Source organism: Tichowtungia aerotolerans, from assembly GCF_009905215.1.
Lineage (GTDB): Bacteria > Verrucomicrobiota > Kiritimatiellia > Kiritimatiellales > Tichowtungiaceae > Tichowtungia > Tichowtungia aerotolerans.
In genome coordinates, this window is record NZ_CP047593.1 from 2,345,762 (window position 1) to 2,370,859 (window position 25,098).

At 56.4% G+C, this 25,098-nt stretch carries 10 protein-coding genes; all 10 read left to right on the forward strand.

Annotated features, from left to right (window positions below; translation table 11 throughout):
- Positions 1-18 precede the first annotated feature (18 nt).
- The 10 genes from GT409_RS09670 (at position 19) to GT409_RS09715 (ending at position 24,990) form a co-directional block, all read left to right on the forward strand.
- The gene (locus tag GT409_RS09670; protein WP_160628890.1) at positions 19-2,064 is read left to right on the forward strand and encodes a sulfatase family protein; all 2,046 of its coding nucleotides are present in this window, start codon (positions 19-21) and stop codon (positions 2,062-2,064) included.
- 63 nt (positions 2,065-2,127) lie between these two features.
- Positions 2,128-4,125 (forward strand): sialate O-acetylesterase, encoded by a 1,998-nt coding sequence (locus tag GT409_RS09675; protein ID WP_160628891.1) that lies wholly within the window; start codon positions 2,128-2,130, stop codon positions 4,123-4,125.
- A 48-nt stretch (positions 4,126-4,173) separates the two neighbouring features.
- On the forward strand, positions 4,174-6,270 hold the full coding sequence (locus GT409_RS09680) for a sulfatase family protein (protein WP_160628892.1): 2,097 nt from the start codon (positions 4,174-4,176) through the stop codon (positions 6,268-6,270).
- A gap of 30 nt (positions 6,271-6,300) precedes the next feature.
- The gene (locus GT409_RS09685) at positions 6,301-9,813 is read left to right on the forward strand and encodes a glycoside hydrolase 5 family protein (RefSeq protein ID WP_160628893.1); all 3,513 of its coding nucleotides are present in this window, start codon (positions 6,301-6,303) and stop codon (positions 9,811-9,813) included.
- Between the two features lie 362 nt (positions 9,814-10,175).
- On the forward strand, positions 10,176-12,191 hold the full coding sequence (locus GT409_RS09690) for a sodium:solute symporter family transporter (RefSeq protein ID WP_160628894.1): 2,016 nt from the start codon (positions 10,176-10,178) through the stop codon (positions 12,189-12,191).
- Positions 12,192-12,208: 17 nt separating this feature from the next.
- Positions 12,209-14,170, forward strand: a complete 1,962-nt coding sequence (locus GT409_RS09695) for an arylsulfatase (protein WP_160628895.1) — start codon at positions 12,209-12,211, stop codon at positions 14,168-14,170.
- Positions 14,171-16,434: 2,264 nt separating this feature from the next.
- On the forward strand, positions 16,435-19,806 hold the full coding sequence (locus GT409_RS09700; protein ID WP_160628896.1) for a glycosyl hydrolase family 28-related protein: 3,372 nt from the start codon (positions 16,435-16,437) through the stop codon (positions 19,804-19,806).
- Between the two features lie 229 nt (positions 19,807-20,035).
- On the forward strand, positions 20,036-20,206 hold the full coding sequence (locus GT409_RS09705; RefSeq protein WP_160628897.1) for a hypothetical protein: 171 nt from the start codon (positions 20,036-20,038) through the stop codon (positions 20,204-20,206).
- A gap of 66 nt (positions 20,207-20,272) precedes the next feature.
- On the forward strand, positions 20,273-21,934 hold the full coding sequence (locus GT409_RS09710; protein WP_160628898.1) for a hypothetical protein: 1,662 nt from the start codon (positions 20,273-20,275) through the stop codon (positions 21,932-21,934).
- A gap of 230 nt (positions 21,935-22,164) precedes the next feature.
- Positions 22,165-24,990 (forward strand): alpha-mannosidase, encoded by a 2,826-nt coding sequence (locus tag GT409_RS09715; protein ID WP_160628899.1) that lies wholly within the window; start codon positions 22,165-22,167, stop codon positions 24,988-24,990.
- Positions 24,991-25,098: the final 108 nt, after the last annotated feature.

A 25,098-nucleotide genomic window follows, 5' to 3' on the forward strand; every position in this document is an offset into this window, starting at 1 on the left:
TGAACGGAAAGGGAAACGATGATTAAAAAATTGCTATTGACACTTTCCTGCGGCCTGCTGGCTCAGCGTGGACTGACCGAAGAAAAGCCCAATGTCGTCTTCATCATTACGGATGACCAGAGCTGGGATACGATTCAATGCATGGGAGGGAAAGTGCTGACTCCCCGCTTGGACCGCATGCGGTCCGAGGGGATTTATCTCAGCGATTTCAATGTGACGTCCACGGTCTGCTCGCCGAGCCGCTACAGTTTTTTAACGGGTCGGTATGCCGGGCGGTGCGAAGGAGACTATTTTACCCGCCTGCATCCGGCGGGGAGTCAGACGCGTGTGGAGAATAACTGTGAGCTGGAGGAAGACCGCTGGAATTTGGCGAAGGCCATGCAGGCGAACGGATATCGAACCGGCTTTGCCGGGAAATCCCATATGATTCATCATGACTGGCTTCCCAGGAGGAACTGGAAAGCAGCCGGGCTGGAATCCTATCCGCAGAATGCCGATCCGCGGGATCCGGAAGTGAATGCGAAAATGCAGCGCAACCACCGGAAATGGTGTGAAGCGATGAAACAGCATGGGTTTGATTTTGCGGACGGAGTGTATGGCGCCAACCTGATGGAACTCTGGTGCGATGCGCTGAATGTGCACAACATCGACTGGACGATCAGCAAGGCGCTGACGTTTATGGAGCAGAGCAGAGACGATCCCTTTTTCCTGTATGTCGGATTGACGCTGAATCACGGTCCGGATCCGGGGAAAATCAGGTATACGCTTGCAGCAGACCCCCGGATGACCGGTGAAGGCTTTGTCGCGGAGGGCTTTGATGTGCTTCCGTCGCATCAGGATGTTCTGGACCGGAATGCCGCCGTCGGTTTTACGGATCAGAAAGCCCACTCGTTGTGGCTCGACGATGGCATCGGGGCGATCTTCGACAAACTCGAGGAACTGGATCTGAACGAAAATACAATTGTCTTCTTTGTGCCGGACCATGGGCTGTACCGGCACGGAAAATCAACGCTGCACGACAACGGTATGCGCATCCCGATGCTGGTCTGGTGGAAAAACCGGATTCCGGCAAATGCAACGTATGACGAAATTGTCGCCAATATTGATGTGGCTCCGACCATTATGGATCTGTGCGGTGTGACTCCGCCGGCCGACTATGAGCTCGACGGGAAAAGCTTCAAATCTGCGCTGTTTGGCAGCCGGGAACCGATTCGGGAATACCTGTTTTCCGAACTGGGCTATTCGCGGGCAATCAAAACCAAGAACTGGAAGTACATTGCAATCCGCTATCCGGCGGAGGTCGAATGGCGCATCAACAGCGGACAGAAATTTCCCAATTACGGGGGGCGTCCGCCGGTGGACCGACCCTATTTGGTGCGCAATACGCATCTGGGCTATTATGCATCCAAGGTCAATCCGCACTACTTTGAAGTGGACCAGCTCTACAACCTGAAGGCCGATCCGCAGGAAAACGAAAACCTGTTTGGTCAGTATCCCGAAGTCGAGCAGACACTGAAGGACCAACTGACGAAAAAACTGGAACAGTTTCCGGGACGTCCATTCGGCGAGTTTTTCAAGGACCCCTGTTCCTGGCCGGCCATGGATGAACTCGGAGCACCGGACGGAACGGGCGTGATCCTGAAAATCGTGACGGACTCCCAGGTCGAACCGGTGACGGTTCAGGGGCGGGACGCCTGGAAGGCGCTCAATCGTCCGGGGCAGCCGGAATACCTCTATTACAAGATCGATAATCCTCTTCTGAAAGACGGGGCGCAGCCCAAAGTGATTGTACGGGTGGTTTATCTGGATCGCGGAAACACGCGCGCGCTCATCGAGTATGATTCGAGCGATCCGAACGGCAATCCCAATCCGAACCTGAAGGGCGCGTTTAAACCGTATGGGGATTTTTATGTGGAGGATTCCAATGTTTGGAAAACCAACTTTTTCCTTTTGACCGATGCACAGTTCAGCGGTCGCTGCCATGGTGCGGATTTCCGGCTGGACTTTTCGAAATCCGATGCTGATCCGGTTGTGTCGGACGTTTCTGTTTTTGCTGTTGAATAAATAATGTTTGCAACTCGGGCGATTCGCGATGTGGTTATTCTCGGGGCTCAGGGAGGTGTATCAATGAGAAGTGTATTATTGTTCGGTTTTTTGCTGATGGCTGTTTCCGCCGGCTGGAGTGCGCCGAAGTTCAACCCGCTGTTTACGGACCATATGGTGTTGCAGCGAGGCAAGCCGGTTCCAGTTTGCGGATCGGCCGATCCTGGAGAAAAGGTGACGGTGACATTTGCGGGACAGAGCAAAACGGCGGTTGCGGATTCTTCCGGACAATGGCGCCTTTTGCTGGATCCGCTGGCGGCGAACAGTCAGTCGGATGAGCTGGCAGCAACCTCTGCAGATGGGAAACAGACCTGTGCGGATGTGCTGGTTGGCGATGTCTGGCTGTGTGCCGGGCAGTCCAACATGGCAACACTGATGAAAACCTACTCGACGCTTTCGGATGAAACTGAAACCATGAAGAATCCGCAGGTCCGCCTTTTCAAAACCAAACAAGGTGGGGTCGGGGCTCCTGAACCGTCGAAACAGGTGGTCATCGATCCGCTGTTTAAATCCTCCTGGCAGATTTGCTCGCCGGAGTATGCTGCGAACTTTTCAGCGACGGCCATGTTTTTTGCCCGGCAGCTTCAGCCGCAGCTGAATGTGCCGATTGGACTGATTTATGCCAATCGCGGCGGAACGGCGGTCCACTCCTGGCTCCCGCAGGACGTGCTGGCATCCCGTCCGGAGTATGAGCTCTATCGCGCCAAAGCGTTTCCTGACCGGAAGCCTTCAAAGAACAATCCCGGAGCCATTCGCACGCCGTCGCATCTCTACAACGGAACAATCCATCCGCTGGCTCCGTTCGCCATCAAGGGAACGATTTGGTACCAGGGCGAATCGAATTCATCGCGTTCCGAACTCTATGCCATGGAGATGGGAGACCTCATCGCATCCTGGCGAAAACTGTGGGGGGATGACTTTTACTTCCTGTTTGTCCAGCTGGCTCCGTACGGAGGTGTCCAATGGGATACGAGCGGCGAAGGGTGGGCCTGGCTGCGTCAGGCGCAGACCGATTGCCTTGAGATTCCGAAGACAGGCATGGCTGTGATTCTTGACTCCGGGGAATTTACGGATATTCATCCGCAGAACAAGCAGCCGGTCGGCGAGCGGCTCGCACTGCTGGCCGAACAAATCGACCACCCGCAGGTTGTGGCGTCCGGCCCGATGTTTGATTCGGTTCAGTTCAAAAAAGGGAAGGCAATTATCTCATTTAAAAAGGGAACAGCCGGAGGACTGCACACTCAGCGCGTGGCGATGAATAAAGGCCGGAAGATTGAGCCTGGCAAGGACCCGAAAGCATTTATTGCTCCGGCGGATAAGCTCTTTGGTTTTGAGATTTCCGGGAAGGATCTGAACTGTGTTGCGGCTGATGCCCGTATTGATGGGGACCAGGTCATTGTCAGTCACCCTTCTATTTCTGAACCGGTAGCGGTTCGCTATGGCTGGGCGAACTTTCCGCTGGCCAATCTGTACAACGGCGCCGGCTTGCCGGCCTGTCCGTTTCAGAGCGGTCCTTTCAAACGGCCGGAAGGTCCCTACAACAGCGAGAAGCCGCCGGTCGCGAACCTTGGAGATCCTGTGATTGCGATACCTGTAACTACGGTGTCGGATTCGCAGGTCAGCGAAGTGTCTGTTGCAGGACGGAAGGCCATGCAGTGCCGTCTGGAAGATCGTTCGCGGGGCTACTTTTATTATAAAATCGAGGATCCCGCTTTTACGGATGGTGCCCAGCCGGGGGTGATTATTCGGGTGACCTATCTGAACCGTGGAAACTGCATGGTCAATTTCCAGTACGATTCAAATGACCTGGACGGAAGCCCGAATCCGAAGCTGAAAGGGGCGTTTAAGTCGTACGGAGCCGATTTTTATACGAAGGAATCGGGTACCTGGACGACCCGTTACTTTGTCGTGAAGGATGCGAAGTTCAGCGGCCGCTGCCACAAAGCGGATATCCGGATTAATTTCATCAACCCGGACGTGGATCCGGTTGTCGCGGAAGTAGCGGTCTATCCACTGGACTAAAATCTATCAATTATAAATGGGCCGTTTGGCGCAGTAGAGGTGAATACTATGATGAATATCCGACATAAAGAGAAGAGGGGAGCGTCAGGGTTGAAAACACTTGCCGGTGCATTGTTTCTGCCGGCTATCCTCTGCCAGCCGGCGGCTGCGGCAAAAAAACCGAATGTTGTGTTTATCATTTCTGATGACCAGGGGGAGGAAACCCTGCACAGCCTGGGCGGCCAGGTGCTGACTCCGCGGCTCGACCGGATGAGGGAAGAGGGCCTCTATCTGTCCAACTTTTATGTCACATCTACCGTCTGTTCGCCTTCCCGTTACAGTTTCCTGACCGGGCGGTATGCCGGCAACTGCCGTTCGGACGGGTTTATGAGGCTGCATCCGTCGGGAGAAATGACTCGGGTCGAAAACAATTGCGAGCTGGAACCCGATCGGCGCCACCTGGCCGAAGTCCTGCAGAAAAACGGCTATAAAACCGGCTTTGTCGGCAAAAGCCACCTCGTCAATCACAATTGGGCCAACCGCCCAAAGAACTGGGAACTGTACGGACTGAGACCCTATCCGCAAGATGCCGAGCCGCGTGATCCGGAGATCAGTGCCAAACTCAAACATAACCATGAAGCCTGGTGCGAGGCGATCAAGGCATATGGGTTTGATTATGTGGACGGAGTGTACGGAGCCAATCCGCGCGAGCTCTACTGCAAGGCGCTGTGGGGACATAATCTCGAATGGACCGTCAGCAAGGCGTTAACCTTTCTGGAAGAATCCAAAGACGAACCCTTCTTCCTCTATTTTGCAACCACGCTGCAGCACGGTCCGGATCCGCGGCTGCCCAAGTTCGGGCTTGGCATGGATCCGCGGATTACGCCGGAAGGATTTTTGGAAGATGCCGAGTTCGATTTTATGCCGTCTCGCAAAAGCGTGCTCGACCGCTATGCCGCGGCGGGACTGCCCAAGGACGGACAGCCCAACGCCCTCTGGCTCGACGACGGTGTCGGCGCGATTCTCGATAAAATCAGGGATCTGGGCCTGGAGGAAGACACGATTGTTATTTTTGTGCCGGATCACGGTTTCTATCAGCCAACGCTCGGAAAGGCGACGCTGTATGACGACGGCATGAAGGTTCCGATGTTCATTCAGTGGAAAGGAACGATCCAGCCGGGAGCGACCTATAACCGGCTGCTGGCGAACATTGACGTTGCCCCGACGATCATGGATCTGTGCGGAATCACGCCTCCGGAAGACTATGACCTGGACGGGAAAAGTTTTAAACCGGCTCTGTTCGGCAGTCAGGAGCCCCTCCGGGAATATGTTTTTTCCGAGCTGGGTTATGCCCGCGCGGTGCGGTCGGAAAAATGGAAATACATCGCTGTCCGCTACCCGGAAGAGATCGAATGGATGGCCCGGACCGGCGTGCCGTTTCCGAACTTTCCAGGAAATCCGTCTCCGGAGCGCCCGTATCTGATCCGCAACACGCATCTGGGACACATCGCCGCCGACCGCAATCCGAACTATTTTGATCCGGACCAGCTGTACAATATCCAGAGCGATCCGGAAGAAAGCGATAATGTTTTCGGCCAGTATCCGGAAGTGGAAGCGCAGATGAAAAAGGTGCTTGAACAAAAACTGGAAGCGTTTCCCGGCCGACCGTTCGGCGAATTTGCTTCCAGCGTTCTGCCGGCGGTTTCTGGCGAACCGGCGGCCCGAGCGGTTCTCCGGAGTGCCGCATCGGATTCCTCGGAGGTGACCTCGGTTTCCATTGAGGGCCGGTCCGGCTGGCAGACCCGGGCTCAGAAAAAAAAGCCGAGCTACTTTTATTTAACGGTGGATAATCCCGATCTGCGCAACGGGGCACAGGCTCATGTGCTTCTGCGTGTGACCTATCTCGACCGGGGGAACGCGAAGGTGCTGGTGCAGTACGATTCCAGCGACCCGAGCGGAAATCCGGACGCGAACCTGCCTCCGGGCGTGTTTAAACATATGGGGAGTTTTTACACCCTGGATTCCGGAACCTGGAAAACCAAAGAGTTTCTGGTTCGGGATGCCCGGTTTGCCGGGCGCTGTCACGGGGCGGATATCCGATTTGGCTTTATGAAGCCGGATGCCGACCCGGTGATCGGGGATATTGAAATTTATCGTGTGGATTAGGAGCGAATTTAAAACAGCGAAAGGGGATTCATGCTTAAGAGGTCTTTAATAATGGGTTGTGTGGCGGCGTCGGGGATCTGCGCGGCTCTCGCGGAAGATGCCGCCCGGGTGGCGCTGGTCGGTGGGGATTTGAGTTCCGCCGGCGGCCGGATTGCACAGAGCACGGAGCAGGTGCTGAAGGGCAGGGGCATCCGTTACGATGTGTTGGCCGGCCAGTCGCTGACCGATTCGTCGATTTTAAAGCGGTATGATCTGCTGGTTTATGCCGGAGCCGAAGCCCTGCCGATGACCGCATCCCTGCCGCTTCAGGAATATCTCCAGTCCGGCCGCGATCTGCTTGCCTTGGGGGCGCCTCCTTTCAGTGAAAAATTCTGGCCGGTGGAAGATGGGTTTCTCAGCCAGGAAGAGCTGGATGAAAACCTGAAACAGTCTCCGGCGGCCGATGCGTTCCTGGATTTCCAGCAGGCGCACCAACGGGAGGGCTGGAACGAGGAGACCAATCACGAAGAGAGCCGTTCCGGAACGGAGTTTCTCTCGGAGGATGCAAACACCTTCATGCGGCTGAACATCGTGAACTTCACGGGCTGGGACATGTTTTCCCTTCCGGTTGACCATCTCGGAAACGACAACGATGCTATTCTCCGGTTCAAGGTCCGCGGAGCTTCCCAGACCACCGAACTGCTGGTCGAACTGCTCGAAGAAGACGGGTCGCGCTGGATGGCAACCGCGGAGGTCTCGCCGGAATGGTCATCGGTTCTCCTCTGGCCGGGTGAGTTCAAATGCTGGCATGACGGCGGTCCGATGGGACGGGGCGGAGATGGCGACGCGGTGAAACTGTCGCAGGTGGCCGCAGTCAAATTCGGGCTGGCCACTAGCCATATCACCCTGTCTGAAAAAGACCATCAGGTGGACATTGATGACGTGGTGACCGTGCGCAATCCGGCGCTCACCGATGCGGCCGGAGAAATGCCGTCGCTCGACGGGCTGACCCCGGATTATAAATATTTTCCGGTGACCGGAACGGCGGCCATCAAACCGGCCCCGAATCAGGTGATGGTTCGCGATGCCGGTGAAATCAAAGCCGGTCCGATCGCCTCGGTCCACCCCCGACCGATGGGGCTGGGGTATCTCAAGGATCGACCCTACCGCTTTGTGCCGCTGCTCAACACCTATAACGCCGACGGCCGGCGCTCCGGCTATCTGGCCTGGATGATGATCAACGAAGGGCGGCGAACCGGAGACTATCCGGTCTGGATGTTCCTGGAGAGCGGCAAAACCCCCAATCCGTATGCCGGAAGCCGGTGGGCGGTTTTCGGGACCAGCAATCCCGCGGACTATGAGCAGCCTTCTCTTCAGAAGGCACTCGGTCAGGTGGTGCAGGGAATGCTGCGCGGCACCTTTCTGATGGAGGGCGGCAGCGAGCACTTTATTTACACGGACTCTCCAAAGGAAGTCTTGCTGGGCGCGCATACGGTCGTCAGCCCGCTGGAGCAGGATCCCCGTTCCCTGAAACTCCTGTGGACCGTGACGGATGCGGACGGCGAAACCGTTGTGTTCCGCCAGGGACAGTCCATGTATCGGCAGGGAAGCAGGATTCCGGAAACCGATGGCGGATTCATGGATCATTTCCAGAAATTCCAGATCGAAGAGGGGCTGAAAGCCGGAACGTATATTGTCACCACAGAACTCATGGATGAAGATGGGGTGATTGACCGGATTTCCCACGAAATGAATGTGTGGAAACCCAAGCCGGTGGAGGAGCGGAAGTATGTGACGACCGACGGGGGACAGTTCATGCTGAACGGCAAACCCTGGTTCGGCTACGGCATCAACTATATGCCGAGCTCCGGGGTCGCCCTTGAAAACACAACGGACTATGAATTCTTTGTCAACCGGACCGCCTACGATCCGGCGATTATCGACGAAGATCTGGAAATGCTGCAAAGCATCGGCTTCAACCTGATCAGCACGTTTATCTATTACCGCGACATCGACACCCGGAACATTCTGGACCTGCTGCTGCGGGCGGAAAAATACGGCATGAAGGTCAACCTCGGCCTGCGCCCGCATGCCGATCCCATGCAGTTCAATGTGCGCGAGGTCGAAGACCTGATTCGCGAAAACCGGCTGGCCGAACACGATGCCGTCATTGCCTACGACCTGGCCTGGGAACGCAACTGGGGTGAATGGGACCGCAGCTACGGAACCTATACGGGCCGCAAAGGCTATGATGAAATCTGGGAACTCTGGATCAACGATCAGTACGGTTCCCTCTCCGCTGCAGAAAAGGAGTGGGGTGTTGAGGTCCCGCGCCGGGGAGACGGCCGGGTTACCGGTCCGTCCGATGAGCAGATCGATACCGATGGTCCCTGGCGCAACATGGTCGCAGCCTATCGCAGTTTTGCCGACTGGTACACCGGATACCGCATGATGAAGGCCTCGGACGCCATTCGGGCGGTCGACCCCAACCATCTGATCAGCTTCCGGATGCACAACACCGGCGATCCGACACAGAAGCCGTCTTTCTATCCCTTTGATATGAAGGCCCTGGCGCCGTTCCTGGATATCATGGAGCCCGAGGCGTACGGCCGAATCGGCGACTGGGATCGCGTGAAGCCCGGGCTGTTTACCGGCGCCTACAGCCGCATGGTGGCGTCGGATAAACCGCTCTATTGGTCGGAATTCGGGCATCACGTCTGGACCGGAAGCAATTTTGAGATGGACGAAGCCCGCGTTCAGTTCCAGGCAGACTACTATCGCGACTTCCTGACCATGTGCCGGATGAGCCGGGTCAATGCCGTTGCCTGCTGGTGGAATGCCGCGGGATACCGCATCAATGAAAACAGCGATTTCGGTGTCTTCAACCCGGACAAAAGCGACCGGCCGGTCACCAAAGTGCTGCGCGAGTTTGCCGACGTCTTCAAGAATCCGGATCTTTCTTTGGAACCCGACGTCTCACTGACGTTTGACCGGGATCGCAGCAGCCGGGGACTCAACGACGAATATGTCCGGCTGGAAGAGGAGTACTGGAAGCTGACGGATGAGGGAAAATTTGTCGGTCTGACCACACCCGGTCACGGAACGACTACGGCCGACGTGCCGCTGGATGCGGTTGGCAACGGCTCGGATGTGAAATCCGCTCCGGCCAAATATATCAACGCCACGTTCCGTCAGGTGCAGATCCGTCAGGGGCAGGGCCTGTGGCGCACGGTCCAGAGCGGCGATCGGATTCCCGTCCGGGCCGGCGCTCCAGTCGAGATTCGGGCGCTTGCCGCCAACACGGATTATGCAACGTGGCTGTCGGCCCGCTCGTCTTCGGTCGGTGCGGTGGTACTGACCGGCCGCACGGCCGGCAGGATGGCCCTGCAGGCCGGTCTGAAGAGCGACACCCCCCATATGTCAGACGGAAGCTTCGAGCCGGCGGTCCTGACAGACGGAGTCTCGGAAGAAACGGACTGCAAATTGAGACTGCAGGTGACGGGCCGGGAGATCGGGGCCTTCGGTTTCGGTGAAGTCTTCCACCTGGAGCTGAGTCCGCAATAGAGCCGAAGGCCAGCGGGGCCGGTATTCGTCGATCACAGGGTTACTCTGTTGAATGGGTGAGATACAGGGAGGGCATTTGGGAACGATGCAGTGAGACGTTTTTTTTGACCAGATAAGCAGGAATCGAGGGGTTGGATGATCCCGGAATGAAGGAGAATTTTATCGGACCCCGGGTCTTGCCGCGGATGCCGGCCTGGACCTGGGCCCGTGGGAGGCCTGGAAGGTTGCGCTGGATCCGGGGGCGCATTTTATCTGCTCGTTTGATCTTCGTCATGTGCCCGGAAACGGCCGCGTTCCGGGACGTGGACGAGCCATTCCTGTGAATTTGATGTTGAAGTAAATTAGGAAATTAAAGGAGAGGTATGGAGGCGTGGAATTATTTTGGACTGGTGGATTATCTGTTTATGGGCATCTACCTGTTGATCCTTGTCGGTATGGGGTTTTATCTCAGGCAGCGCGCCTCGCGCAGCCTCGACAACTATATCTGCGGCGGCGGGCATCTGCCGTGGTGGATGATGGGCGTTTCGGGAATGGCCAATTTTCTGGACCTCGCCGGAACGGCGGTCATTATTTCCTTTCTGTTCATGATCGGGCCGCGCGGGCTGTTTGTTGAATTCCGCGGCGGGGCCGTGCTGGTGCTGCCGTTCATGATGCTCTGGGCGGGCAAGTGGCACCGTCGATCCGGCTGCCTGACGCTGGCGGAATGGAACATTTTCCGGTTTGGCGATAACTGGGGAGGGCGCTTTGCCCAGCAGATGATTGTGGTATCCATGATTCTGTTCACCATCGGCCTGCTCGCCTACCTGATTATCGGCGCGGGCATCTTCCTGTCCATGTTCCTGCCGTTCTCGCCGATCGCCTGTTCGCTGGGGCTCATCGGATTTGCCACGCTGTATAATATGATTTCCGGATTTTACGGAGTTGTTTATACCGACCTGTTCCAGTCTTCAATCATTGTCGCCGCGGTCGTTTATATTTCCATCAAGGCATTTGGTCTGACGGGCGGCGCCGAAGAGATTTCCGAGGTCGCCATGCAGGTGACCGGCAATCCGGACTGGATCAGCGGGGTTCCCTCGTGGACGATCGACATGCCGAAAGGGTATGAAGCATATCGGCACCTGGTTGTCCTGATGGGGCTCTATCTGATGAAAAATATTTTCTTCGGTGCCGGCTCCGGATATGACCAGCGCTATTTCGGCGCGCGCAACGACCGCGAATGTGGACTGCTTTCCCTGTTCTGGACCGCACTGATGACGCTGCGCTGGCCGATGATGATCGGGATCGCCCTGCTGGGTCTCTACGCGGTTCACAGCCTGATGCCGAATCACGACCTCGTGTCGCAGGCCGCCAGCCTGATCCACGCTCATTATCCCGATGCGGAAGGCCAGACCTGGGATGCGCTGATTTCCGGCCTGTCGCACGCTCCCGCCAACTATCCGGCCGACCTGCTCACCGGACTCAAGGATCTGCTCGGCGCCGATCAGTTTGCCGGGAAACTCCAGCTGATCAGCAGCGAGGGCACAATCAATCCGGAAAAAATTCTGCCGGCCGTTCTCCTGCTGTCCGTCGGGGAGGGCATGCGCGGTGTTCTCGTGATTGCGCTCATCGCGGCGGCACTTTCAACCTTCGGCAGCAATGTCAACCTGGCCACCGGCATGATGGTCAATGACTTCTATAAAAAATGGATTCGTCCGAAGGCTTCGACCCGCGAGCTGATTCTGGCCAGCTGGGTCAGTGTGCTGCTACTGGTGGTAACCGGCTTCCTGTTTTCCATCACGCTCAAAAACATCAACGACATCTGGGGCTGGCTCATGATGGGGCTTCAGAGCGCGATTCTTGTGCCGATCTTCCTGCGGTTCTACTGGTGGCGCTTCAACGGCGGCGGCTATGCATTCGGCTGTCTGGGCGGACTGGTCGCCACGATCGCGCAGCGGGCACTGGCTCCGGAGCTCAATGAGGGCTGGCAGTTTGTCATCACACTGGCGGGCGGGCTGACCGGATCCATCATCGGAACCTACCTGACGCAACCGACGGATCCCGAGGTGCTCCGGAACTTCTATCTGAAAACCCGACCCTTCGGCATCTGGGGGCACATCAAGAAGACCCTCTCGGAAGAGGAGCAGATCCGCACCACGCGCGAACACCGCAACGACCTGATCGCTGTTCCGTTCGCACTGCTCTGGCAGGTCACCATGTTCCTGTGCCCGATGCTTGCGCTCGTCAAAAACTGGACCGGCTTTGCCGGCGCATTCATTCTCTGGCTCATCGGCGGCGCCGGGCTGTGGTTCTTCTGGTACCGCAACCTGCCGGCAACCAACTACTACGAGGATCCGGCCGAAAAACCGGCCGAAAAACCGGTCGAGGCATCCGGCGAATAAGGCGGGGCGGTATTCACATGGAAAGAAAGATTATCCAGTCCTGCTGTCTGTTCGCCGGTGTGACGGCGGCGGCTTCCCTTGCGGAAACCGCCGCGCCGCGGCCGAATGTTCTGCTGATTGTTGCGGACGATATCGGCTGCGGCGACCTCGCCTGTTACGGAAGCCCCGTGGCCGACACGCCCAACCTCGACCGGCTCAAGGCTCATTCGCTCTCCTTTGCGGATTATCATGTGTCGCCGATGTGCACTCCCACCCGCAGTTCGCTGATGACCGGGATGGATCCGATCCGGACCGGTGCCGACTATGTCTGCATGGGGCGCTCGCTGCCGCGGGCAGACCTGCCGATGGCGCCGCAGCTCTTCAAAGCCGCCGGTTACAGCACGGCGCTGTTCGGCAAATGGCATCTGGGCAGCAATGTCCCGTTTCGTCCGCAGGATCGGGGCTTCGACGAGGTCCTGACGTTTCCGGGATCGCACATCGCCAGCGCGCCGGATTACTGGGAAAACGACTACTGGAGTCCGATGCTCCAGCACAACGGCGAATGGAAGAAATATGATGGTTTCTGCACCGATATCTGGTTCGACGAAACCATGGCCTGGATCAGCGAACAGGCCGACCGCCCGTTCTTTCTGTATCTGCCGGTCAATGCCGCCCATGGCCCGTTCTGGAGCCCGGAAGAGCTGAAAAACAAATACCTGCAGCGCGGCCTGAGCGATCCTGCCGCCCGGTTCTATGGACTGATCGAAAACCTCGACTGGAACCTGGGGCGCCTTGTCCGTTTTCTGGAAGAAAAGCAGCTCGACCAAAACACGATTCTGATTTACAGCTCGGACAACGGTACCGCATTCGGCGACACCGTGTACAACGCCGGCATGCGGGGAAAGAAGCGGTCGCTTTACGACGGCGGACATCGTGTGCCCCTGTTTGTCCGCTGGCCGGGAAAGCTGCCGGCAGGAGTCGAGATTTCGGCACTGGTTCAGACGCAGGACCTGCTGCCCACGCTGCTGGATCTGGCGAACATTTCCTTCCGGCCGGGACAGTTCGACGGCATCAGCCTTGCCGAACCGCTGAAAGCCGGTTCATCGGCGGGACTGCCGGACCGGATGCTGACCATCCAGTACGGCTCGGATGATCCCGCCGGCGGGCATCAGAAGCATGATGCGGCCGTCATCTGGAATCAGTGGCGTCTCGTCGGGAACAGGGAGCTGTACGATCTTCGCAAGGACCCCGGTCAGCAGACCGATGGTGGAGCTCCGTTCCGTCCTTCCGCTATTCCCGGATACACATCGGCAGTCTGCGGGAGCCCGTCAGCCTGCTGTCCTCCAAGGACTGGGCCTATGGATACTGCGACAATCCCCACAACATTCGCAGCGGAACATCCGCCACCGGGGTCTGGCATCTGTACAACGAGGAGGCCGGGGACTATTCCATTCAGCTCTACCGCTGGCCGCCGGAGGCGCGGCTCGCCATCCGCTCCGGCGCACCGAAATACATCGGAAAGTACGGTGACTTTGAGCAGGGCATTGCGCTGCCCATCGCCCAGGCAAAAATCGAAATCGCTGGATCGGTGCAAACGGTTCCGGTACAGGCGGGGGATCGTTCCGCCGACTTCACCGTTTCCCTTCCTCAGGGACCGGTCGAGCTGGCCGCGTCGTTTCTCCAGGAGAGCGGAGAGCCCCGCTGCGGTGCCTATTATGCCGTTGTCAAAAAGCGCGGAAGCACGGAAACCCTGTCCAGGCTTCGTGCTGCCGATACGGAATCCCGGGAGAAATAAACGTCATGAGCAGACTGACCAGACAACCTGTTGTGTGGGCGCGCGCGGCCCTGATGCTTCTGTCGGCAGGACTCTCTGTCGGCAGGGCACTTGCGGCGCCGGTCAGTCTGAGTCCGCTTCCGATGGGCGGCGACGGGGCGTACTCCACGGAAACCCGGCTCGGCCGGAGCGTCTGGATTCCCGACAGTCTTTATCTCTATTTTGATGTGCCCGATTCGCCGGATTTTGTTCCCGGTGAGCCGCTTTATATCCGGGTTGAATACGTTGATGCCGGTCGGGGATATCTGAACTGCCAGTATGATTCAACCTATGGCGATGAAGCCGCAGACCGATATCGTTTGGCGGAACTGCACACGCGGTCCAGCCGGATTGACACCGGGGAATTCGTCTATTCGCACCGCCAGTTCGTATCGCCGCTGCTGGGCGGACGGCAGAACGGCGGTGCGGACTTCCGGCTGGTGCTCAAAAGCAGCGACAGCGAGGCGTTTGCTGTCGCCGGTGTCGAGGTGAGCAGTGCGCCGTTCGATGACGAGCGGTTTCTCTACGTGCTTTCCCGGCCGTGGCTCGTTCCATATGACGGGGACGTGAATGATTTTGTGGATGCGAAGACCCTGTCCGGCAAGGTGATGGCCGGTTATCAGGGATGGTTTCGGACGCCGAATGATGCGGAGGACAACGGCTGGCAGCACTGGGGGCGCACAGCCTTTGACAGGCTGGATGCAACGCAGATTACCGTGGATATGTGGCCCTATGTGTCCGACTATCTGCCCGAGCGACTTTGTCCCGCCGACGGGATGGTGCTGGAGAGCGGCCGCCCGGCATATCTCTTCTCCTCGGCCGATCCGGAAACGGTTCAGCGCCATTTTCGGTGGATGCGGAAATACAACATCGACGGTGTTTATCTGCAGCGGTTCATCACCCGAAACAACAGCGGCTACTACGGCGCTTCGGAATTTGTGCTGGATAACGTGCGCAAAGCCGCCGCCCGCGAGGGACGGGTCTGGGCGCTTGAATACGATGTCAGTTCGCTGGACAACGACGCCAGCCCGTTGGAAGTGATGACGAATGACTGGCAGTGGCTGGTGAATGATCTCGGGATTCTGGACGATCCGCGCTATCTGCACGAAGACGGCAAACCGGTCCTGTTCATCTGGGGATTTTCCGTGGAGGGGCGGGACTTCACCATCGATCAGGCCAATGAAATTGTGGACTATTTCTCGTCGCAGAATCTTTATCTGATCGGTGGCGTCAACTGGTACTGGCAGAATAAAAGTGACTGGTATGACCATTACCGGCGCTACGACCAGCTGCTCGGCTGGATGGAATCCGACCGCAGCCGTCTGAGCAGCCAGAAGCAGCAGCTCGAAAACTGGGGCATGAAAATTCTCCCGCATGCCTGGCCCGGATTTTCCTGGTGTAACCTGAAAATGCTGCAGCCGGGAACGCAGTACACGCCGCGCAGCGGCGGGCAGTTTTATTGGAACCGTCTCTACAACGCCGTTTCCTGCGGGGCCGACCAAATCTTTCTGGGCATGTTCGATGAGTACGATGAGGCGACGGCGATCATGCCGATGTCCGATGAGCACCCGGCACCGCACACCGCGTGGGGACAGTACATCGACAACGAAGGCCGGGACCCATTTCGCTATCTTCAGCTGAGTGTTGCCGCACGGGAGATGTTGCGCGGTGAGCGTTCGGTCTCGTCATCGCTTCCGTCTCCCGACAGCCTGGTGGATCCGGCATACGGCGGAGCCCATGCAACCGCCTATCTGCGGCAAACCAATTCGGAAAACGGGCTGATGCTTCGGGAGCCGTCCGATGGGCAGACCGTCGCGGCGGTTGTCGGCGGCTATGACTGCCGAGTGAACGGTCCGGATCCTTCTGCAGATTATTATTTTTATTTTGATATCGATGACTCGCTTTGCTTCAGCAATCAGGCCGGACAGGCGGTTACGGTTGAAATTGAGTACTATGATGATGCGGGCACCGCGGGAGCCCGGTTCCGGCTGCAGTACGACGGTCTGTCCGGATCTTACGCGCCACATGCGACCGTTTATACGGCGCCGGGAAGCGGCGGGTGGAAAAACCTGCGCTGGAATATCAACGATGGCCTGTTCGCCGGAAGGCAGCATCTCGACTCGGATTTCCGTATCGCACTGTATTCGGGTGATCAGGCGGCCCTCCGCCGGGTCAGTGTGTTTTTTCCGGAAGAAGAGGCCGGAACGACCGCTGCGGACGAGGTCGGTCTCCAGTGGCTGGACGGCGAGGTGTCCTGGTCGACCGCCGCCGGTGCCGTCGGCTGGCAGTTATTCCGGAGCGACTCACTGGACCAGCCGGAGTGGCAGGAGATTCCCGGCACAGTCCGCATTTCGGATGAGACGGTTTTTTATCGTCCTGAAGCAACCGCTGAAGCGGGATTCTACCGGCTGGAACGGACCGTCAGGCAATAGGGGGAATGAGATGAGGCAGGTGAAGTTTTTTATACTTTTTCTCGTGGTGCTTTCCAGTATGGGGCGGGCCGATCGAGTGATCAACGGCAGTTTTGAAACCGGAACGCCCGGAGTGCTGGTTCCGCCGAGTCCGTCTGTAGATGTGGTGGTCGGCTGGCGGGCTTTTGATACGTCGGGAGCGTTTGTGACGTATGAACTGATTTCTGATCCGAAGGAGGCGTTCGACGGAAACAACTATATCCGTATTACCTCCACAGCAAGTGAGGGCGTCGTGGATTCCGGACTGGACATCACCTGGGGCAGAGCCGGGGCCTTTACGGTTTCGACTGGTGTGACCTATACCGTTTCGTTTGCTGCCAAACGAATTGACGGTACAGACAATTCCCTGTTCGTGGGAATCAAGACCTTTGACGGAAACGTTGCGCTGGAATCATTGGTCAGCGAGGGAATGTCGCTGACGGATACCTGGGCCGTGTACTCGTATGACATTACCCCGACATTATCGACCTCCAGCGGGGACGATCCGGTTCTGTACATTGGATTCCGCCCCAAAAGCACCCGTTTGCTGGATGAGACCATCTGTCTGGATGCTGTCCGCTGCCGCGGCCGGACCGCTTTTGCGGAGGTCGGGCAGATGGCATTGGGCGAGGCCGACGTGCGCCTGACGGTTTTCGGTGCCGATCGCACCGCTTACAGCCTGCAGTCTACGACCAATCTGGCGTCCTCGCCGATTGTCTGGTCGCAGCATGAATCGGTGCAGGGCAGCGGTGTTCCGCTGGAACTGGCCACTGCGGTGACCGCGGATCCGGTCAGGTTCTTCCGGGTGGAAACCGAAGAGGTGCTCTCCGGAACCCCGGCGATTTCTGCGGTGCAGTATGCGCAAGACGATCTGCCGCTGATTGCCGGCAGTGTGACGGAGTACGGTGCGGATCCTTCCGGTTTGTCCGATTCTACGACCGCGTTCACTTCCGCACTGAATGCCTGTGCCTCGCAGGGCGGCGGGACGGTTTTTGTTCCCGCCGGGGAGTATCGGATTGATGGGACGCTCCGCATCCCCTCCGGCGTGACGCTGCGCGGAGACTGGTGCCTGCCGGAAGACGGGACGCGTTCCGAAATCGGAACCCTGCTGAAGGCCTATGCGGGGCGGGGCGATCCGGACGGAACCCCATTCATTCAGCTGGGGGGTGTCGGTGGTCTGAAAAACATGGCCATTTGGTATCCGGAGCAGGCGTATGACCAGATCGTTGCATATCCATGGACCATCAAGCAGAGCGGTATCGAGGGCATGACGGTGGAGAATGTCACCCTGTTCAATGCCTATCAGGGAATCAAAATCGGCCCGGAGGTCAACGAACTGCATCTCTTGCGAAATATTTACGGAACCCCGTTGCGATACGGTTTGTTCCGTGACCGGACGACGGATGTCGGACGAGCGCAGCAGGTTTGTTTCTCTCCCGATTACTGGGCGGAATCCGGACTGCCGGGGGCCCCGGCTGCCGAAGCGCAAGAAGCTCTTCTGAGGGAATGGATGCAGGCCAACGGCGAGGCGTTTGTGATCCATTTTCCTAACTGGATCTTTATGTGCGATATTGTTGTCGATGGGTACCGGACCGGTATTTCCACATGGCCGTCCATCGCCGTGGATGACCGGGTGGGGCCGAACGGCGGTGTGTACGGTTTGACGATTACCAACTGCATGACCGGGATTCAGCTGGGGAACAACAATGAGCACGGTTTTCTGGTCACCAAAGGGAATATCCATACTGAGGAAGCGGCGGTTTTGGCCACGTCGGAGTTTGCCAGTCTGGCGCAGTTCAATGCGGTATCGATTTCCGGTGCTGTCAGCAATCAGGGGAGCGGCCTGCTGAGTTTTGTTAATTCTGAATTTGTACAGTGGCCGGCGGGGCAATTTGCGATCCATGTGCAGCAGGGCGGGCTGGCTGTTCTGCAGTCCGCATTTCGACAGAACAGCAAGCAGATTTATCTTGGCGCGCAGGTGCGCGGGGCTCTGATTGTCGGCAACTCGTTTCCCGACACCGTATCCGGCGGGCCGGTGCAGCCGTATATCGAAAATCATGCATTCGGCGCTGACGTCGACATTTCGCATGAAGCGTTGAACCTCTCTGTTATTGACACAGATTACGAACACATTGCGCCGGTGCGCCGCCCGCAGAGTCGACTGCTGTATGATGCGAAGAGCTACGGCGCGCAGGGTGACGGGGCAAACGATGATTCCCTCGCGATTCAGGCCGCGTTGCGAGCGGCCCGTCAAACCGGGGGAACCGTTTATCTTCCGCCGGGGAAGTATTTGCTGGCCGATGAGCTTATGGTGCCCACCGGCGTGGAACTGCGCGGTTCGTTCGATACGCCGCACCATACGCTGTTCGACGGTGGATCTCCGGGACCTAAAGGCGCCCAGTTGATCGTGAATACGGGACAGAATGAACCCGAGGGTGCGCCGCTGATCCGGCTGGAAGCCGGTGCCGGTGTGCGGGGAATCACGGTGTATTATCCCGACCAGACCGTGGACAGTACCGATTATATCCCGTATCCGTGGACCATTCAGGGACTCGGTTCCAATGTGTGGGTCCGGGATGTCACATTGGTGAATCCGTATCAGGGCATTGATTTCGGAACATACGACACGACCGGACATGTCATTGACTATGTGGCCGGCTCTCCGTTGGTGACCGGCGCATTTGTCGGCCGAAGCGCTGAGGGCTGGGTGCAGAATGTGCAGTTTATTCCGCATTACTGGACACGGTCCGATTATGCGAATCAGCCGGTTGACGGACCGACTCTGCGCGGGTTTACACAGCAGACACTGGACGGAATGATTTTTGGAGCCTGTGAAAATGAACATGTGCTGAATACCTTTGTTTACGGGGCGCGGCGGGGCCTGAGGTTGATCGAACAGAACGGAACCGCCTGCAGCGGAACCTTTATTGCGCACGGAACCGACGGCAGCGGCACGGCGCTGCAGATCGATGCGGCCGGTTCTGTCGATTTCATGAACACACAGCTGGTGGCCATGGAAACGACGGCGACTCGACGGAATATTTATGTGACTGGCGGTCTCAGCGGAACCGTTCGTTTTTTCAATACAATCTGCTGGGGACAGCCGGATAAGAACATTGAAATCAACAGCGGGAAGATTGAGCTGCAGCAGGCCGGGTTTTCCCGCGCGGCGCCGGTGGAGCTGCGTGGAGGCCAGACAAAAGTCAATGGGGCATACTTCCAGCGTGATGCGGAAAATATAGTGATTCGCTCCGGCATTGTGTCGGCACAGATCGTCGGCAATGTCAGGATCGGAAACGGCGCGGAGTCGGAAAACTTCATCAACGAGGCCGGATCGGCCGCGATATTCGAGCATAATATCCGGATGCCCTGAATTCCACTGAATCCCCGGAAAGAAACGGGTTTCGATATTTGAGGGGATGGTATCATTTTTAATGAAACGTTTATTCGTTCCCTGATGGAGTGGGTAATTCATCTGGAGAATACACCGTAGAAACAGGTGGATTACGATTGCGTTGCTGGGAATCGTTGAGATAACGGGGATGGTGCAGATGTTGTCCCGGTTTGAAATCACTGGAGTTGCCGCGAGTCGGATTGGTTTTATGGATGTTTTAGAGGGGGTTCTTGAAGACCTGGTTATGCCGGAACGAATCACTGATTCGTTTGCCAACAGGAACGATGAGGATAATTTTATGGCGAACAGCATAGGAGATAAGCTTCGTTCTTCCTCTTCGATCTTTAATGTTTTTATTGCAGACGAAATTGACCCTTGACGATTTTTGACAAAATGGTAAAACGTTTATTCAATCTGATAGTGGGGTAGAAATAAGGAGGAAGCAATGAGGAATAAGTGGATGATAATCGCACTGCTGGGAATCGTTGGAATAAAGGGGGAGGCGCAGACTCAGTATCGGTTTAAAGCCATCGGTCCGGGAACCGATAATCAGTGGACCAATGAACTGAACTGGATTGAAGCGGGCACGACGGCCGCTGTTATTCCCGGCACGAATGATATTGCGATTATCAGTAAGGATGGGGAGCTGAATACCACAGCAATTTTAAATACTCTGGCTGTTGCGACGGAGGGGCAGAACAATAACGTGACCTTTGATATCAATGATGGAGATTCTCTGAAGACATCTATCATGCGAATTGCCAGTTACAACGGTACAAACAACACCGGTACCGTGAATGTGAACAGTGGCGGAACACTCCACACGACAAGCGGAGAATTCAGAATGGGCGGAGTGGTGGCTACAGCGACGGGTAATCAGGATTATCTGAATGTGAACAGCGGCGGAACCGCTACAATCGAAGGTATGATGTACATTGGATATCGAGATTCAAACGAGGCAGTGATTACGGTTGGTGGAGTACTGAATACCCAAGGTAAAATTAATATGGGGCAGGGCGTTGGAACGACCGGTAGAATCGATATTTTGGATGGCGGTGTCATGAACGCCAATGGTACCGCGGAGTTTGATATCGGGCTTGGGGATATTGGGTTCGGTTCGGGAGAGGTAAATGTGGCCGGTACACTCAACACATCCGCATCCTATTTTGATATCGCTGTGGGCGTGGCAGGCAAGGATACCTCGGGCAGTCTGACCGTTACTGAAACTGGAGTGTTGAGTGGGGCCGGCGGAGCGATTCGGTTGGCAACTGGTGCTGGCAATGCCTGTTCAGCTACGATGACTGTAATGGGGGTGGTCAGTAATTCCGATGTCATTCAAGTTGGATCTTCGAGTGCAACCAGCACTGCAGCGTTGAAAATAAGCGGTCCCAAAGCATTGGTTCAGGTGTCTGGGTTTAACTTTAATGAGACCATAGGCGGTGAGACCGCGATGGTTGTGTCGAACGGAGCACAGTTCGTTTCTGAAGGCTGGATGAATTGCGCCGGCAATTCCAGCGGGGAAATCTTGATTGCCGATGGCGGCAGTTTTTCTGTAGCAAAAATCAATACACTGAACGATACGATTTTTACACTGAGCGGAACCAATGCAACGCTGACGGTTGGAAACATCAATCCGATTGGTGGTGTCAACGGCGGATACATCGACCTGCAGGACGCGGACGGAACATCCTCTAGTCGGATTGTCTTTACAGGTGCGGAGGAAAGCACCATTACCAATCTGGTTGCTGCCGGAACCATCACAAACTCCCTCTGGTCCGGTCAGGAAGATTGGTATCAGGTTGCCGCGAACGGCAATGGTGATCTTGTTCTTTCAGCGATTCAGCCTGTCACAGAAATTAAAGCGCTTGAAATGGTCGGAGAGAGTCTGTTGAAAATAACGATCAATTCAACCGACCAATGGGGGCAGCTGAAGTTGGTCGGAACGTCAGACCTTCTCAAGGACGAGTGGGATTATGTTGCCCATTCGGATAACGGAAGTAATGCGTTTGTGGTAACAAACCTGTTGTATTCAACGCAAGAAGATGCAGCAACCTGTTCGGTTTACGTGCAGGCAACAAATTCTGCGGTATTTTTCGGCATTGAGTAAATGATGATCCCTGGTCGTGATTGATGTCGAAATATTCCAGCTGAAACTCTGCGCACTGGACCGCTCAGGGTTTCGGTCTTTTTTTAGAGAATTTACTGTGGTGTTTGCAGTCATTTTTTCCGATCCAGTTTTCGGACGGCCCCGTGGTTCATTTTTTTAGAAGGTTAAACGTTATTTGCTGTTCAAAGCCCTTGCGGTGTTTTGTTCAGGTTGAAGAGAGGGCTTAGTTGATGGAGTCAAAGAAGACAGCCATTGTTGTCGCGCATACGCATTGGGATCGGGAGTGGCGATATCCGATCTGGAAGAACCGGTCGCTGCTGATTGAGTTTATGGATTGGCTGTTGGATATTCTCGAAACCGATCCGGAGTACGGCGGTTTTCTGCTCGACGGCCAGACCGTATGTATCGCGGACTATCTGGAGATGCGTCCGGAGAAACGCGAGCGGATTGCCGCACAGGTCAAGGCCGGTAAACTGGCGATTGGGCCTTGGTATACGCTGCCGGATCTCTTTCCGATTGCGGGGGAATGCCTGGTGAGGAACCTGCTGAAAGGCATCCGTTTTGCAGAAGAGCTTGGTGGATACAATCCGATTGCCTATCACACGTTCGGTTGGGGGCAGACCGCCCAGTTCCCGCAGATTTATCAGGATATAGGCATTCACTATGCCGTGGCGGCCAAAAAAGTGTCGCATGAGCGTGCGCCGCACTGTGAGTTCCTGTGGACTGCTCCGGACGGATCACAGCTGCTGACATCGCGCCTCGGTGTGTTCACCCGTCAGAACGGTTATTTTTATCTTCATTTTCCGGTTCGACTGAACAATATCTATGATGAGAACCAGTATGCCTGGAAGTGGGGTGAAAGCGGAATCTGTTACCATCGGGCCGATGAGGAACTGCATGAGAACGACTATTTTCGAATTGATCACGAGGACGGATATTACAAAGAAAATGTAAAGAATGCAGCCCAGCGCACTTGGGACAATATGGACGAAACGCTGGTTGGAGACTGGCGGATTCTGATGTGCGGCTGCGATTTTTCTACGCCGAATCCTTACCTGCCGCAAATGATTAAAGATTGCAACGAAGTACTGCCGGACATTGACTTCCGGATGGGCTCGCTTCAGGAATATTTTCAAGGATTGGAAAAACGAATTGATCGGGCCGAGATTCCGGCAGTTAACGGCGAACTGCGCGACGGGGAACCCTGCGGGGCATCTGCCAATGCATTGGCGACGAGGATTCACATTAAGCAGCTGAATAAAAAAGTGGAAAACGTGATGATCCGCCGCACGGAACCGTTGGCGGCATCGCTGATGATGCTGGGCGACGTGTATCCGACGGCATTCCTGGCCAGGGGCTGGGACTATCTCCTGAAAGCTCATCCGCACGATTCGATCAATGGAGTCACACAGGACAAAACAGTCGAAGACAACCTGTACCGCCTCAATCAGGCGCTGGAAATCGGGGAAACTGTTTATGAAGATTGCGTGGCCGGACTGCTGAAACGGATTGATTTCTCAGCTTATGATAAACAGGACACCCTGCTTCTGCTGCACAATTCGCAGCCGCGTGCGATTCACGAAATTCTTCCGGTGGTGATCGATACGCCCCAGGAGGAAAATGTTTGGGCGGTCGGCGTTGAGGACATCGACGGAGCACCGCTGGCGGTGCAGGCGATTTCCCGCGACGAGCACAAACAGCCGGTGCACGACATTGAGGCGCGTCCGTGGCCATTCTATGTTGATCGACATCATCTCTATCTGGATACCGGGGATATTCCGGCTGGCGGTTACAAAGTGGTCCGGGTTGTCGCCGAAAGGACATTCTGGCGCGATGAAGAATGGTGGCCGGCGATGCGCAAGAGCGCGGGAAAGGATATCGGACAGGGAACCCGCTCGCTTGAAAATGAATTTCTGAAAGTAACCGTGAATGCCGACGGAACATTCGACCTGACCGACAAGTCGACGGATCGAGTGATTCCTGGAATGCATTATTTTGAAGACGATGGTGATACGGGAGACTACTGGGCCTATTATCCGCCGTACGGCAATCAGGTGATTTCCAGCCGAGGATTCAATTCCCGGATCTGGATGGAAGACAACGGCCCGCTCAGCGCGACGATCGGGATAGAAACCTGCATGCAGATTCCGGCCCGCGCCGAATACGGCACGGCGAAGATTCAGGGATATGGCAGGCGGAGCGACGAACTGGTGGACCTGAAAATCGTTTCCCGCATCACGCTGAATCGGGGCTGCCGCCACCTGAAGGTGAAGACCTCCATTGACAACCGGGCGCGGGACCATCGCGTGCGCCTGATGATTCCGACCGATATCCGGACGGACTTTTCGGATGCAGCGGGCCACTTTATCGTTGATCGGCGCGGTGCGGTTCACGAGTGCGACGCCGATGGTACATTCTATCCCGAGATGGCGCTGCGGCCGCAGGGCATCTTCGCCAGTGTCAGCGACGGCGACATCGGGCTGTCGGTGCTCAACAACTGCCTGACGGAATTCCAGTTGATGACGGATGACCGCGGGACGATTGCGCTGACTCTGCTGCGTGCCATCCGGAACCGGATCTGTACCGAATCCCGGATTTCTTCGGAGTTTCCGAATAAGCTCGGCAGTCAGATGCTGCAGACCGTGGACTATGAATATGCCGTGTACCCGCACCGGGGCGACTGGCAGCAGGCAAACGTGTTTGCGGAAGCCGACGCGCTGAATGCCAAACCGGCAGCGGTTCAGGTTTCCAACAGCGGCGGCGGAGACCTGTCGCCATCCGCCGGTTTCTATTCGATTGAGAACGAAACGCTGGTCCTGTCTAGTGTGAAGAAAGCCGAGGACCGGAACTCGCTGGTCCTCCGACTTTATAATCCAACGAAAGAGCTGCAGACTGGCGCGGTAACATTCGGTTTTCCGCTGGAGCGCGTGTGGAAGATCAACCTGAACGAAGTTCGCGGGAACGAACTTCCCGTGAAGGCCGGGACGGTTTCGCTGTCTGTTCCCTCCGGAAAAATTGTTACGCTTGAAGTGGAATCGAAAGGGAGTGCGCAGTGAAAAACATATTCGGGGAACTGATGTTTACATCGGGCCTGCTGGTGACGGGGACGGCGTTGGCGAATGATTCGAGTTCCCTTAAACCTAATGTGCTCCTAATTGTGGCCG